Annotated in this window: 12 protein-coding genes; 11 read left to right on the top strand and 1 reads right to left on the bottom strand. The window is 34.2% G+C overall.

Annotated elements, in window-relative coordinates:
* Positions 1-32: 32 nt before the first annotated feature.
* The 10 genes from GGR42_RS06380 (at position 33) to GGR42_RS06335 (ending at position 11,453) form a co-directional block, all read left to right on the top strand.
* Positions 33-1,937 (top strand): DUF3857 domain-containing protein, encoded by a 1,905-nt coding sequence (locus GGR42_RS06380; RefSeq protein ID WP_167962027.1) that lies wholly within the window; start codon positions 33-35, stop codon positions 1,935-1,937.
* 4 nt (positions 1,938-1,941) lie between these two features.
* Positions 1,942-3,885 (top strand): transglutaminase domain-containing protein, encoded by a 1,944-nt coding sequence (locus tag GGR42_RS06375; RefSeq protein WP_167962025.1) that lies wholly within the window; start codon positions 1,942-1,944, stop codon positions 3,883-3,885.
* Between the two features lie 2 nt (positions 3,886-3,887).
* Positions 3,888-4,214 (top strand): nucleotide pyrophosphohydrolase, encoded by a 327-nt coding sequence (locus tag GGR42_RS06370; RefSeq protein ID WP_167962023.1) that lies wholly within the window; start codon positions 3,888-3,890, stop codon positions 4,212-4,214.
* 45 nt (positions 4,215-4,259) lie between these two features.
* On the top strand, positions 4,260-5,486 hold the full coding sequence (locus tag GGR42_RS06365; protein ID WP_167962021.1) for a 3-phosphoshikimate 1-carboxyvinyltransferase: 1,227 nt from the start codon (positions 4,260-4,262) through the stop codon (positions 5,484-5,486).
* An 86-nt stretch (positions 5,487-5,572) separates the two neighbouring features.
* Positions 5,573-6,622 carry a tRNA preQ1(34) S-adenosylmethionine ribosyltransferase-isomerase QueA gene (queA, locus tag GGR42_RS06360; RefSeq protein WP_167962019.1) on the top strand — a complete coding sequence of 350 codons (1,050 nt, stop codon included), beginning with the start codon at positions 5,573-5,575 and terminating at the stop codon, positions 6,620-6,622.
* A 102-nt stretch (positions 6,623-6,724) separates the two neighbouring features.
* On the top strand, positions 6,725-7,768 hold the full coding sequence (gene rlmN, locus GGR42_RS06355; protein WP_167962017.1) for a 23S rRNA (adenine(2503)-C(2))-methyltransferase RlmN: 1,044 nt from the start codon (positions 6,725-6,727) through the stop codon (positions 7,766-7,768).
* Positions 7,769-7,899: 131 nt separating this feature from the next.
* Positions 7,900-8,877, top strand: coding sequence for a polyprenyl synthetase family protein (locus GGR42_RS06350; RefSeq protein ID WP_167962015.1), 978 nt, complete (start codon positions 7,900-7,902; stop codon positions 8,875-8,877).
* 116 nt (positions 8,878-8,993) lie between these two features.
* A complete protein-coding gene (locus GGR42_RS06345) occupies positions 8,994-9,557 on the top strand; it encodes an RNA polymerase sigma factor (RefSeq protein ID WP_167962013.1) in 564 nt (187 codons plus the stop codon).
* On the top strand, positions 9,544-10,278 hold the full coding sequence (locus tag GGR42_RS06340; RefSeq protein ID WP_167962011.1) for a hypothetical protein: 735 nt from the start codon (positions 9,544-9,546) through the stop codon (positions 10,276-10,278). The genes GGR42_RS06345 and GGR42_RS06340 overlap by 14 nt, the downstream gene beginning before the upstream one ends.
* 86 nt (positions 10,279-10,364) lie before the next feature.
* Entirely contained in the window at positions 10,365-11,453 is a 1,089-nt protein-coding gene (locus GGR42_RS06335; protein ID WP_167962009.1) for a coiled-coil domain-containing protein, read from the top strand.
* A gap of 56 nt (positions 11,454-11,509) precedes the next feature.
* On the opposite strand, the gene GGR42_RS06330 is transcribed toward GGR42_RS06335, so the two are convergent.
* On the bottom strand, positions 11,510-11,746 hold the full coding sequence (locus tag GGR42_RS06330; protein WP_167962007.1) for a zinc-ribbon domain-containing protein: 237 nt from the start codon (positions 11,744-11,746) through the stop codon (positions 11,510-11,512).
* A gap of 92 nt (positions 11,747-11,838) precedes the next feature.
* Between GGR42_RS06330 and dnaG the strand changes: the two genes are divergently transcribed.
* Positions 11,839-13,809, top strand: a complete 1,971-nt coding sequence (gene dnaG, locus GGR42_RS06325) for a DNA primase (RefSeq protein WP_167962005.1) — start codon at positions 11,839-11,841, stop codon at positions 13,807-13,809.
* Positions 13,810-13,849: the final 40 nt, after the last annotated feature.

The raw sequence follows: 13,849 nt of genomic DNA, 5'->3' as shown, positions 1-13,849 counted from the left end.
TTACGTTTTATACTTTAAACCAGCCAAGCTACATGCGATTATTTTCCTATATAATTCTCTCTTTATTCTATAATCTATCCGTTTCACAAACCATTAACTATTCTTCAGAGTCTATTCCCAAGGAGTTATTGGTCAATGCCAATGCAGTAGTAAGAATAAATGACATGCATATTGAAATAGTTGCTTTAAGGCAAATGAAGATAACGCATACAAGAGTAGTTACCGTAATAAATGAATCTGGTTCAAAGCATGCACAAGCCTATATTGGATATAACAAAAGCCTAAAAGTAAAAAATGCACAGGCCATCATTTATGATTCTTATGGAAAGGTTCTTGACAAGAAAAAGCAAAAGGATTTTATAGATGTAAGCGCAGTAGATGGTGGAACCTTATATTCAGATTCAAGAGTGCTGTTTTTAGGATATACCCCAATCCAATATCCCTATACTATTTCTTTTACATACGAAGTTATTACTGATAATACAGGTACTATTCCATCTTGGGTTTTTTTAGATGGTTTCATGGTAAGTACTGAAAATAGTAGTTACAAGCTGGATTTTTCATCTCCAGAACTAAAACCAAATATTAAAGAAAGGAATTTTGAAGGCTATGCAATTGAAAGAGAAGAAGTAAATGGGGGTATATTATATAGGGCAAATAACATTGCCGCTATAAAAGAAGAGAGTTTAAGCCCCTCGTTCAATAAGCTTGTTCCAAGGTTAATGATCAGTCCTTTTAATTTTTATTACGAGGGATATGAAGGCACTATTAAGGAATGGAATGACGTTGGACTTTGGATGTATTCTAATTTACTAAAAGGACGGGACGAGTTGGAGCTAGGCACGGTCGCTAAAATAAAAGAGCTCGTCAATGACGAAATGAATGATTTGGAAAAAGCCAAATTGGTTTATAAATATGTGCAGCAGAACACCAGATATATAAGTGTACAGGTGGGCATTGGAGGTCTTCAGCCCATTAGCGCCATTGAAGTGGATAAATTAAAATATGGTGATTGTAAAGGGCTTTCAAATTATACTAAGGCTTTATTAAAGGCTGTAGGGGTAAAAGCATATTATACACATGTTGAAGCAGGTAGGGATAAAATAGATTTTGAAAATAATTTCCCATCTATAGGACAAGGAAATCATGTAATTCTAGCAATACCCTATAATGAAAAATATTATTGGATAGACTGTACATCCCAAGTACATCCGTTTGGATTTTTGGGGGATTTTACAGATGGTAGAAGAGTGTTGCTAATTAAACCAGATGGTGGAGAAATTGTTACTACAGAATCCTATATTAATGATGATAATCATCAAAAGACTTATGCCAGTGTTAGATTGAAAGAGAGTGGAAGTATTGTTGGTGATATAAAAGTTTTAACTAAGGGAACGCAATACGATAATCACTTTTATTTGGAAGATATGGCAGACCTTGAATTAGAAAAATATTATAAAAATTATTGGAAAAATATTAATAATCTAGAGATTGAAAGCTATCAATTTGAAAATAACAAAGATAGTGTGGTGTTCGGGGAGCACATTAAAGTAAATGCAACCAAATATGCAACGGTAACAGATGGCAAACTATTACTGTCGGGCAATTTGTTCAACAATAGTCAATATGTCCCTAATAGATATAGAAGTCGAAAATTACCTTTTGAAGTACAAAGGGGCTATTTGGATGAGGATGAATATATAATTGATTTGCCCGAAGGATATGCTGTTGAAGCTTTCCCACAAGAAACTTCTATAAAGAATATGTTTGGGGAATATGAAGTGTCCTATGCCCTTAATGGGAATCAAATTATATTCAAAAGAAGACTTTTGATTAAGAAGGGTGATTATGTCAATACGGACTATAATGATTACAGAAATTTTAGAAGGGAAATATCTAAAAATGATAATTCTAAAATTGTGCTAACCAAAATATAATTAGATGAGAAAGTTCCCAATTGTAATTTCAATACTATTTATTTCTATACAGTTCCTTACTGCTCAAGAAGTAAAATTTGGAGAAGTAACCAAGGAAGAGTTATTGGAGAAAGAATATGTAAATGATAAATCTGCAAATGCTGTAGTTGTATATAAGAATCAAAATACATATTATGTAAATGCAGGCGGAGATGGTATGTTAATGACAAAGGTTCATGAGCGTATTAAAATATATAATAAGGATGGTTTTGATTATGCAACAAAGTCAATTAATCTGTTTAAAACCCGTCATGACAGTGAGGGGGTAAGCAAAATTAAAGCATTTACCTATAATCTGGAGAATGATAAAATTGTTGAAACGGAGCTAGATAAAAATCAAATATTTAAGACAGAGGCTAGTTATAATTATAAACAAGTAAAATTTACAATGCCCAATGTAAAAGAGGGTTCAGTTGTAGAATTTAGCTATCTAATAAGCTCACCTTTTATTTGGAATATAGATGAGTTTAGGTTTCAATATGATATTCCTATAAAAAAATTACATGCAGAGATTAGGACTCCAAAAGGTTTTAAGTTCAAGCAAACGTTCAAAGGAAGTGTGCCTTTTTACCCAAAGGAAAGTGCCGAAAGGGATAACCGTATAGGAATGAATGTGGTTATTAACAAGTACAACCTTAACAACGTACCTGCTTTAAAGGAAGAAAATTATGTAGATAACATAGATAATTATAGAGCTGGTGTAATGTTTGAGTTGGTGTCAGTTAATATCCCCCCTTATTTTAAAAGCTATGCTCAAACATGGAAAGATGTAGCTCAAACAATTGGTAACTCAGACGATTATAAAAATGAACTGGATAAATCTAATTCATTTGATGATGAACTAGATATTTTGTTAGCCAATGAAGATGACCAAATGGGCAAAATGAAATCCATTTTCAAATATGTTAAGGATAATATTACCTGGAATGGAATAGATGGTAAATATTTTTATAACGGATTGAAAAAAACATTAAAAGAGAAAAAGGGCAATGCCGCGGATATTAATCTTTTAACAGTGGCCATGTTAAGATATGCAGGCATAGACGCCAACCCAGTAATAATTAGTACAAAGGAGAATGCCGTTCCTTTTTTTCCTACTGTGGATAGGCTAAATTATGTTCTGGCCTATGCCATAATAAATGACAAACCTTATTTTTTAGATGCAACGGAAGAATTTAGTGATGTTAACTTACTTCCCATAAAAGATTATAATTGGCGAGGTATTTTAATAGATAATGATAGTATGAAATGGGATTTAATTGATATTAACTCCCCAAATAAAGCTCAAAGAATGGCTAATTTGGAGTTAACGCTTAATGAAGATGGCACCTCGGAAGGCAAGTGTAGCCTTCGATACACCAAGCATGCTGCAATGGACTATAGAAAAGAATATAAAGACAAAAACGAAGAGTCTTATTTAACTGATTTGGAAACAAGGTTCAACGGTATAGAAGTATCTAATCATGAGACAAGGAATGCAACTACTTTTGAGGGGCCAGTATCAGAATTTTTTGATTTCTTTGATGAGAATGCCTCAGAAATAATAAATGACAAGATATATTTTCAGCCTTTGACTTTTTTAAAAAAAGGAGAAAATCCATTTAAAATGGAAAAGAGGGAATATCCTGTAGATTTCGGATTTCCGTTTAAAAACACATATGTTGTTAATATTAAAATTCCTGAAGGATATAGTTTAGAATCCAAACCGGAAACAATTTTAATGAAGTTGCCTGAGGATATGGGTGCTTTTAAGTATGTGATAAATAATGATGATAATATGATTAAATTGCTCGTTAATTATGAAATTAACCATTCTAAGATAGGTGCTGATGTTTACCTTTATTTAAAGGAGTTTTATAAACAAATAATAGTAAAAGAATCTGAGCAAATAGTATTATCTAAAATTTAAAAATGAACATACAAAACGCACAAGAAGTCGTTGACGAATGGATTAAGAATCATGGAGTTCGCTATTTTAATGAACTCACCAATATGGCACAATTAACCGAAGAGGTAGGGGAAGTGGCCAGAATTATAGCCCGTCGTTATGGTGAGCAAAGCGAGAAAGAGTCTGATAAAGATAAAGACTTGGGAGAAGAACTTGCTGATGTTCTCTTTGTAGTGTTGTGTTTGGCAAACCAAACAGGAGTTGACTTGCAAGAGGCTTTTGATAAGAAACTGGACGTTAAAGCCAGGCGTGATCACGATAGGCATCAAAACAATAAAAAACTCAAATAACAATAGTATATTTGTGCTCCAATTTAATGCTTTAAATTCATACCGTTGAAGTTATTTCTTTCTACTCCACCAACTAATCTAATAGAAACCAATATTCAAGTAACTGGCTCCAAAAGTGAGTCCAATAGGTTGTTGCTTTTACAGGCCTTGTTTCCCAATATTCAAATAGAAAATCTATCTAATTCGGATGATGGAAGGGTAATGAAAAATGGATTGGGAGTTTCTTTTGGTGAAGTGGACATTCACCATGCGGGTACAGCAATGCGCTTTCTAACAGCGTATTTTGCCTCTCAAGAAGGAAAAGAAGTGGTGCTGACTGGTTCGAAAAGGATGACGGAAAGACCCATAAAAGTTTTGGTGGATGGACTGAAGGAATTAGGTGCCGATATTGAATATGAGCGCAATGATGGATACCCTCCTTTGAAAATAAAAGGTAAAAAGCTTATAAAGAGCAAGGTAAGTTTGCCTGCTAATATTAGTAGTCAGTATATATCGGCCTTGTTGTTAATAGCACCTAGTTTAGAAAATGGATTAGAATTGGATTTGGTAGGAAAAATAACATCCGTTCCTTATATAAAAATGACATTGGGCTTATTGAACCAGGTTGGAGTTACTACTTTTTTTGAAGGTAATGTTATTAAAGTATCTCCTGAAAAAGATGTGCTGGACAAAATAATGGTGGTAGAGTCCGACTGGAGTTCAGCCAGTTATTTTTATAGTATTGTAGCTCTTAGTGAAGTTGGAACCAAAATTTCATTGACGGCATACAAAAGTGATTCGTTACAGGGAGATAGTGTTTTGGCAGAACTGTATAGGGACTTCGGAGTAGAAACTACATTTTTGGAGAATGAAATTGTTTTAAGGAAAACAGCTGAGGCACAACCTTCTATAAATTATGACCTTTCCAATGCTCCAGATATTGCCCAAACAATTGCTGTTACTTGTTTTGGATTAAGGCTGGGATGTCACCTTACAGGTCTTCATACTCTAAAAATTAAAGAAACTGATAGACTGGAGGCATTAAAAGCTGAGCTTTCCAAATTGGGTGCGAATATTACAGTTACTGATAAAACATTGACTTTGAAACCTTCCAAGACAATTAATAATGAAGTGGCTATAGATACCTATAATGACCATAGAATGGCTATGGCATTTGCCCCATTGGCATTAAAAAACTCAATAATAATCAATGATGCAGAAGTAGTTTCCAAATCATATCCAGATTTTTGGACGGACATGGAAAAGCTTAAAATAGGCATTAAAGAACTTTAGTTGTTATTTAAATACGGTTTTACTTGACATCCCCTATGTCAGGATTGTATATTTGCCACCGCTTAAACCCATAACATAAAGTTTACATGAAATTATCACACTTTAGTTTTGAACTTCCTAATGATTTATTGGCTGAGTATCCTGCTGAGCATAGAGATGAATCCAAATTAATGGTTGTTCATAGAGAAACAGGAAAAATAGAGCATAAAATGTTTAAGGATCTCATTAATTATTTTGATGAAGGAGATGTGATGGTCCTTAATAATACAAAAGTTTTCCCTGCAAGATTATTTGGAAACAAGGAAAAAACTGGAGCAAGAATTGAAGTTTTTTTGTTAAGAGAATTAAATGAAGAGCAACGTCTTTGGGATGTTTTGGTAGATCCAGCGCGTAAAATCCGTATCGGTAATAAGCTATATTTTGGGGATGATGAAACTCTAGTTGCCGAGGTGATAGACAATACAACATCTAGAGGTAGAACACTTCGTTTTTTATATGACGGATCTTATACGGATTTTAGAAGAAAGTTAAGAGAATTGGGAGAAACTCCGCTTCCAAAATATATTAAAAGAGAGGTGGAAGAATCAGATGAAGAAAGATACCAAACCATTTATGCAAAACACGAAGGTGCGGTAGCCGCTCCTACAGCCGGTCTTCATTTTTCAAAGCATTTATTAAAGCGTTTGGAAATAAAAGGAATAGATTTTGCCGAATTGACACTCCATGTTGGTTTGGGAACCTTTAATCCTGTTGAAGTGGAAGATTTGTCCAAGCATAAGATGGATAGTGAAGAACTGGTGATAGAAGAAAAAGCAACTGAAGTGGTCAATGCAGCTAAAGCCAATAAAAAAAGAGTTTGTGCTGTAGGTACAACGGTAATGAGAGGGCTGGAAAGTGCAGTTTCTTCCCAGAATACCTTAAACACCTTTGATGGTTGGACGAACAAGTTTATTTTTCCCCCACATGAATTTAGTATAGCTAATTGTATGGTGACCAATTTCCATTTGCCAAAATCTACATTAATGATGATGGTTTCTGCATTTATGGGCCATGATTTAATGAAAAAAGCATACAAGGAGGCTATTTTGGAACAGTACAAGTTCTATTCCTATGGCGATGCCATGTTGATTTTATAATTTTTGATTTCCAATAATAAGGGACTCACTTAAATATAAGAATCCTGTTACCTATTAAGAAATTGGGTTACAGGATTTTTTCTATTTCCTATCTTTATCGCAGTGAAAACAAATAGTAAAAAAGATATAAGGTCAATGACCAAAGAGCAATTGCGCGACTTCTTTGTGGAAAAAGGCGATAAGGCTTTTAGGGGCAATCAAGTATATGAGTGGTTGTGGCAGAAATCTGCCCACTCTTTTGATGGTATGACCAATGTGTCTAAAGAAACACGGGAATTATTGGACGCCAATTTTGTAATTAATCATATTAAGGTTGATCAAATGCAGCGGAGTAAGGATGGTACTATTAAGAATGCCGTGCGTTTGCATGATGGGCTTATTGTGGAATCAGTTTTAATACCTACCAGTAAGAGAACTACAGCATGTGTTTCTAGCCAAGTTGGGTGCAGCTTGGATTGTAAATTTTGTGCAACTGCCCGCCTAAAACGAATGAGAAACTTGAATCCTGACGAAATATATGACCAGGTAGTTGCTATTGATAGTCAAAGTAAGCTTTATCATAATATGCCCTTGAGCAATATAGTTTTTATGGGCATGGGTGAACCTTTAATGAATTATAACAACGTACTTAAGGCTATTGATAAAATAACATCCCCAGAAGGTTTGGGTATGTCATCCAAACGTATTACAGTTTCCACTTCTGGAGTTCCCAAGATGATAAGAAAAATGGCAGATGAAAAAGTAAAATTTAAGCTAGCCGTCTCACTACATTCTGCAATTGATGAAATAAGAACATCGATAATGCCTTTTAATGCCAATTTTACTTTGAAAGATTTACGGGAATCCCTACAATATTGGTATGAACAAACAAAAAGCAGAATTACTTATGAATATGTAGTTTGGCAAGGTATTAATGATTCTAAAAAGGACGTCGATGCGTTGGTGGATTTTTGCCGATTTGCACCATCTAAAGTTAATTTAATAGAGTATAATCCAATTGATGATGGGGAATTTCGGCAAGCATCTAACAAAGCAATAGAAATGTACGTAAATACTTTGGAGGATAATGGAATTACGGTAACCGTACGCCGTTCCAGAGGGAAAGATATAGATGCTGCATGTGGCCAATTGGCAAATAAATCATAAGAATTAAATTTTGTTTTCTTTTTAATGGGATTTTATGGCAACCTTAACTAATAGTTGCCTTAAAACTTGTTATTTTAACTACTTTTATCTGACCAAACCTATACTTTTTCTCTTTTGAAAAGTCATTGCCAGTGAAAATTGTATCACAAATAAAGGAACCTATACAGAATGAAATGGAACTTTTTGAAAAAAAGTTCCATAAATCAATGTCCTCCCAGGTTGCCCTATTGAACAGAATTACATATTACATCGTAAATAGGAAAGGAAAACAAATGCGCCCCATGTTTGTTTTTCTAACAGCAAAGTTGTTGAACAATGGCGAGGTGAACGAACGAACCTATAGAGGTGCTTCAGTAATAGAATTAATACACACTGCCTCCCTAGTACATGATGATGTAGTGGATGATAGCAATAAACGCCGAGGCTTCTTTTCGGTGAATGCACTTTGGAAAAATAAGATTGCTGTTCTTGTTGGCGATTTTCTTTTGGCCAAAGGTATGTTGTTATCAGTAGATAATAATGATTTTGATTTGCTTAAAATTATTTCCGTTGCCATGAGGGAGATTAGTGAAGGTGAGCTCTTACAAATTGAAAAGGCAAGAAGGCTAGATATCACAGAGGACGTGTATTATGAAATCATTAGGCAAAAAACTGCTACTTTAATTGCAGCATGCTGTAGTTTAGGGGCTTGTTCAGTAAAGCCAGAGTCAGATGATGTGGAAACGTTTAGAAAGTTTGGGGAGCTAATAGGAATGGCGTTTCAGATAAAGGATGATTTGTTCGATTATGGTGAAGAACAAATAGGAAAACCTACGGGGATTGATATCAAGGAACAGAAAATGACTCTTCCTTTAATTCATGTTTTGAATCACTGTTCCAAAGAGGAGAAAAAATGGCTCATCAACTCCATTAAAAACCATAATAAAAATAAAAAGAGAGTTAAAGAAGTAATTTCCTTTGTAAAAAGCAATGGAGGTTTGGAATATGCCATTGAAAAGATGCTTAAATACAAAGAAGAAGCACTTACACTTTTGGATGCCTACCCGGAATCTGATTATAAAAGCTCCTTAAAATTGATGGTGAACTATGTGGTGGATAGAAAAAAATAAAAAATTAAATATTTAACAATCAGTAGTTTACATATTTTTTAATAAAAATATTAATTCTTCATACAACGCTTTTCAATTTCATTACGTCTATCTTTATAGAAGACAAAATGTGAGGTTTGAAAATTATTTCATTTTACAATAACGAGAAAAGACTAATCAGCAAGGCTGTCGCTAATGATAGAGAAGCTCAGCAGCTAATCTATGAAAGATATGCCCCAAAAATGTTGAGTGTTTGCAGGCAATATGTAAAGGATGTGCAATTCGCAGAAGACGTTATGGTCAACGGATTTGTAAAAGTTTTTAAACATTTGGAAAGTTTTAAACATGAGGGCAGTTTCGAAGGATGGATTAGACGAGTTATGATTAGGGAATCCATATCCTTTTTACGGAAAAAACAATTTGTAGTTTTTGACAATGAATTATATGAAAACGAAGCCCATGAAAATGTGTCCATTTCTTCCAGTATGGATGTGGAGCATATTCAAAAATTGATAGATGAACTTCCAGAAGGGTATAAAATGGTATTTGTGATGTATGCCGTGGAAGGATATAAGCATAATGAGATTGCCGAAATGCTTAAAATATCTGAAGGCACTTCCAAATCTCAATTGTATAAGGCAAGAAAAATGTTGCAAGAAAAATTAAAAGAACAGAAAATTTTAGGTTATGGCGCCCATTAAATTTGAGGATGAAATAAAGGAGAAGTTGCAAAAGAGAGAAATTGCTCCATCAAAAAATGCTTGGGAGAAGATTTCCAGCACGTTAGAAACTCCACAAAATAAAAGAACCAAGGGTTTTATCTGGTATGCCGTGGCAGCCAGTTTCATAGGAATTTTGATAGTGTCCACTTTGGTTTTTAATTCTAGTGGTTCTATACCAGGTAAAGGGGTTGAAATTGTTGATGAACCTTTGGAGAATAAAGTAGAGAAAAGTAAAACTGAAATTATTGCTCCATTACAGCAAGAAGAGGTATATGCGACAGTGGAGGAAGTTGCCCCGGTAAAGCAAAACACCATCAAGAAAAATAAGAAGGAGGTTAAAAATATTGAGCAGCAAACGGTTGCGGTTACTCAAGAAAACCAGTCTTCGATGTTAAACAAATCATTGTCTGACACTGAAAAATTAATTGATTCCAAAATAGCTGAGGTGATAGCAAAGGTGAATTTATTGGAAAAAGACAATGATTTGCTAACAGATATGGAAGTTGATTCCTTGCTAAGAAAAGCGCAAACAGAAATACTGACCAATAAAATATTTATGGAAAATCAAAAGGTCGATGCCTTGGCACTACTGAGTGAAGTTGAAGATGAGCTGGACCATTCTTTCCGTGACCAAATTTTTGAGTCTTTAAAAAGTGGATTTATAAAAGTAAGAACAGCAGTTGCAGACCGCAACAATTAGTTTATTCATCAATCATTAACCAATAGTTTCCAAGCTTTCCTCTCCATCTGGAGAGGAAGGGAGGGGGGCTCTAAATCAAAATTAGTATGAGAACGTTAAATATTTTCGTTTTAGTTGTATTGTTATTTTCCTTATTTATCCAAAAAATAAGCGCCCAGGATTCTTCATATAAAGAGAAAGTGGAAGTTTTGGAAGAGAGGAAGAATAAAATTACATTTCAAGAAAAAGAGGCTCTTAAAATTGAAGTCGAGGATATAAATAGAAGAATTGATAACAATGAAATTACCCAAGAAGAGGCAAAAACTCTCAAAGAAGCTGCAGCAACAAAAAGAGCTTTAAATATAGAGGACAGAATAGCAATTATAGAAAATGAAATTTCCCTGTTGGAAAGAAACGATGGGAAGACTTTGATTCTTATAGAAGCTGATACCATTAGTGGCGACAATGTTAGATTTGGAATAAGTTTTAACGGAAAGCCAGCTTTTTCTTTTAGCTCTAAAAACTCTAAACATTGGAAAAAAAGAGAAATTAAATATGATCGTAGAACATATTCAGACTTTGTTATGGCTATTGGTCTAAATAATACTTTAATAGAGGGACAGTCTATAGAGGATACACCCTATAAAATTGGTGGAAGTCGTTTTTTTGAAATGGGATGGCAATGGAGAACAAGAGTGTTTAAAAACTCTAACTTTATGAGAATTAATTATGGGTTCTCCTTTCAGTACAATGGATTAAAACCAAAGGACAATCAATATTTCACCGTCGTTGATGGTCAATCTGAATTGGCAGATTTTGAATATGAATTAAAGAAATCTAAACTTCGTATGGATAACCTGGTATTTCCAATGCATTTGGAATTTGGCCCCTCTAGAAAAAGAGAGAACGAAAATAACTTTCGCTATTCTATACAAAATCAATTTAGAATTGGCATTGGAGGATATGGAGGATTTAATTTGGGGACACGTCAAAAACTAAAATACGATAGAGCAGGTGAAAACGTAAAGGATAAGTTGAAAAGAGGTTATAATACTACCAATTTTGTTTATGGATTAAGTGGCTATGTAGGTTTTGATGGGGTTTTATTATATGCGAAGTATGATTTGAATCCGTTGTTTAAGAATGCCGACATAGAACAACGCAATATCTCCTTGGGCCTAAGGTTTGATTTATAATTATGTAAAGTTTAGTTAAGTGTTAAAGGGGGTGTGTCACGCATCCCTTTTTTATTTTATAGTGCTTTTTTCATTTTTTCTGTAAACTCATTCTTATAAAAACCTCTTTTGCAATGAGCGCATTCTGCAAAAGAATCAGTACTTATTTTAAAAAGCTTTATCCAAAATAAATGAAAATAGTTAGCTGTAGTAACTAATGATAATGTATTTGTTTGCCCACAATTTGGACATGGAGTATTTTGTATGGCAATAGTTTTAGTTTTTCCTGGTCTGGTCCCAAAGAATAAAATCATTTCAAATCTTTTATGAACTTCAATCTACATAATTTTCCCTTTTTAAGCGCAACTATTTTTGTTACATTTATCTGCTACAAATTAATGAACCCTTGATTTCAAAAGCTACAATAGACCAAGTATATGAAACCGCTCGCTTAGAGGAGGTTATTGGTGACTTTGTTCAATTAAAAAAGTCGGGTTCCAGTTTTAAAGGACTTAGTCCATTTTCGGATGAACGTACCCCTAGTTTTATGGTTTCCCCAGTAAAACAAATTTGGAAAGATTTTAGTAGTGGCAAAGGAGGAAATGTGGTGGCTTTTTTAATGGAGCACGAACACTTTACCTATCCAGAGGCTATAAAGTACTTAGCCAAAAAATATAATATAGAGATAGAGGAAACAGAGCAGAGCAACGAACAGAAAGAGCTGGCGAATGAACGTGAAAGTATGTATTTGGTATCTGAATATGCCCAAAAATATTTTTCCAATACCCTTTGGCAATCAGAACTGGGAAAAGCCATTGGCCTGAGTTATTTTAAGGAACGGGGTTTTACCGATGAAACCATTAAAAAGTTTGGATTGGGCTATAGTCTAGATCAATGGGAAGCTTTTACAAACAGAGCCTTGGATGAGGGATATCAATTGGAATTTTTGCAGAAAACGGGACTCACCATTGTGAAAGAAGGAACAGATGCCACCAAAAAATTCGACCGTTTTAAAGGTCGTGTAATGTTTCCTATTCATTCCATGAGTGGAAGGGTTTTAGGTTTTGGTGGAAGAATTTTGACAAATGATAAGAAAGCTGCCAAGTACCTAAACTCTCCCGAGAGTGAAATATACCATAAGAGTAAGGTGCTGTACGGTATTAATTTTGCCAAGCAGGCCATTGCGAAAGAGGATAACTGTTATTTGGTAGAGGGTTATACAGATGTAATTCAGTTTCACCAACGAGGAATTCAAAATGTGGTGGCTTCTAGTGGTACGGCATTGACCCCGGATCAAATTAGATTGATCAATAGATTGACCAAAAATATAACGGTACTGTTTGATGGAGATGCAGCTGGTCTTCGCGCTTCTTTAAGGGGAATAGATTTAATTCTGGAACAGGGGATGAATGTAAAAGTTTGCACTTTTCCAGAAGGGGAAGACCCTGATAGCTTTTCTAAGAACAATGGGTATGAGGAGGTGGTGCTTTATCTGCAAGAGAATTCTAAAGACTTTATTCAGTTTAAAACTTCGTTGTTGGTAGAAGAATCCAATAATGACCCTATAAAAAAGGCGGATACTGTACGTGATATTGTAAACAGTATTTCCAAAATTCCTGATCAAATCAAAAGGGAAATCTATATTCAGGAATGTGCTAGATTAATGAATGTTTCGGAAGAAGTTTTATTCAATACATTAGCGCAGATAGGTAAAAAAGGAGCTGCTGATGCCGTGAAAAAGGTTAAGCAGGAACAAAAGGCTTTTGAAATTGTTAAAAATAAACAGACCGTTGAAAAAGTAGATGTACAATATGAACTAGAAAGAAAAATCATTGAAATGCTCTTGCTGTACGGAAACCAAGAGCAAGAATTTGAAGATTTAATCTTAAAAGAGAATGAAGAGGGGGACTTAGTTTTGGAACCAGAAAGCATGGAATCCAAGGTATATGAAAAAATATATTTGGACTTACAGGAAGATGAGATAGAACTAACCCACAGTCAATTTAAAAACACCTATTATAAGTTGATTGAGGAGTTGAACGAGAAAGAGAATTTTTCTGTTAATACATTTATATCCAATTTGGAACATGATATAAGTTCAGAAATTTCTTCCATTTTAATGGAAGATGAAAAATATGCACTTCATAATTGGGAGAGAAAAAATATTTATCCCAAGGAAAAGCAAAAATCGGTTTCGCAATTGGTAAGTGAAACAATATTGACTCTACGTTGCTTTTTGATAAAAAGAAGAATAGAAAAATTAAAAGAAGGCACAGAAGGAAATATGGAAGACAATTCGGAAATTTTGGAAGAAATCATGAATTATCTTCAATTAAATAAATTGCTCAATAAAAAGTTGAATAGGGTACTTTCCTAAAAACAAAAAAATCCAAAGAAACTAATCTAAGGATTTTCGA

This window comes from Saonia flava (genome assembly GCF_011927795.1).
Lineage (GTDB): Bacteria > Bacteroidota > Bacteroidia > Flavobacteriales > Flavobacteriaceae > Saonia > Saonia flava.
The sequence above is the reverse complement of the archived record's forward strand: the minus strand, read 5'-3'. Positions and strand labels throughout refer to the sequence as shown.

Bases quoted from the DNA above. Each gene is read 5' to 3' on its own strand.
- GGR42_RS06380 (WP_167962027.1), top strand. From the start codon at position 33: ATGCGATTATTTTCCTATATAATTCTCTCTTTATTCTATAATCTATCC.
- GGR42_RS06375 (WP_167962025.1), top strand. From the start codon at position 1,942: ATGAGAAAGTTCCCAATTGTAATTTCAATACTATTTATTTCTATACAG.
- GGR42_RS06370 (WP_167962023.1), top strand. From the start codon at position 3,888: ATGAACATACAAAACGCACAAGAAGTCGTTGACGAATGGATTAAGAAT.
- queA (WP_167962019.1), top strand. From the start codon at position 5,573: ATGAAATTATCACACTTTAGTTTTGAACTTCCTAATGATTTATTGGCT.
- GGR42_RS06340 (WP_167962011.1), top strand. From the start codon at position 9,544: ATGGCGCCCATTAAATTTGAGGATGAAATAAAGGAGAAGTTGCAAAAG.
- GGR42_RS06335 (WP_167962009.1), top strand. From the start codon at position 10,365: ATGAGAACGTTAAATATTTTCGTTTTAGTTGTATTGTTATTTTCCTTA.
- GGR42_RS06330 (WP_167962007.1), bottom strand. From the start codon at position 11,746: ATGATTTTATTCTTTGGGACCAGACCAGGAAAAACTAAAACTATTGCC.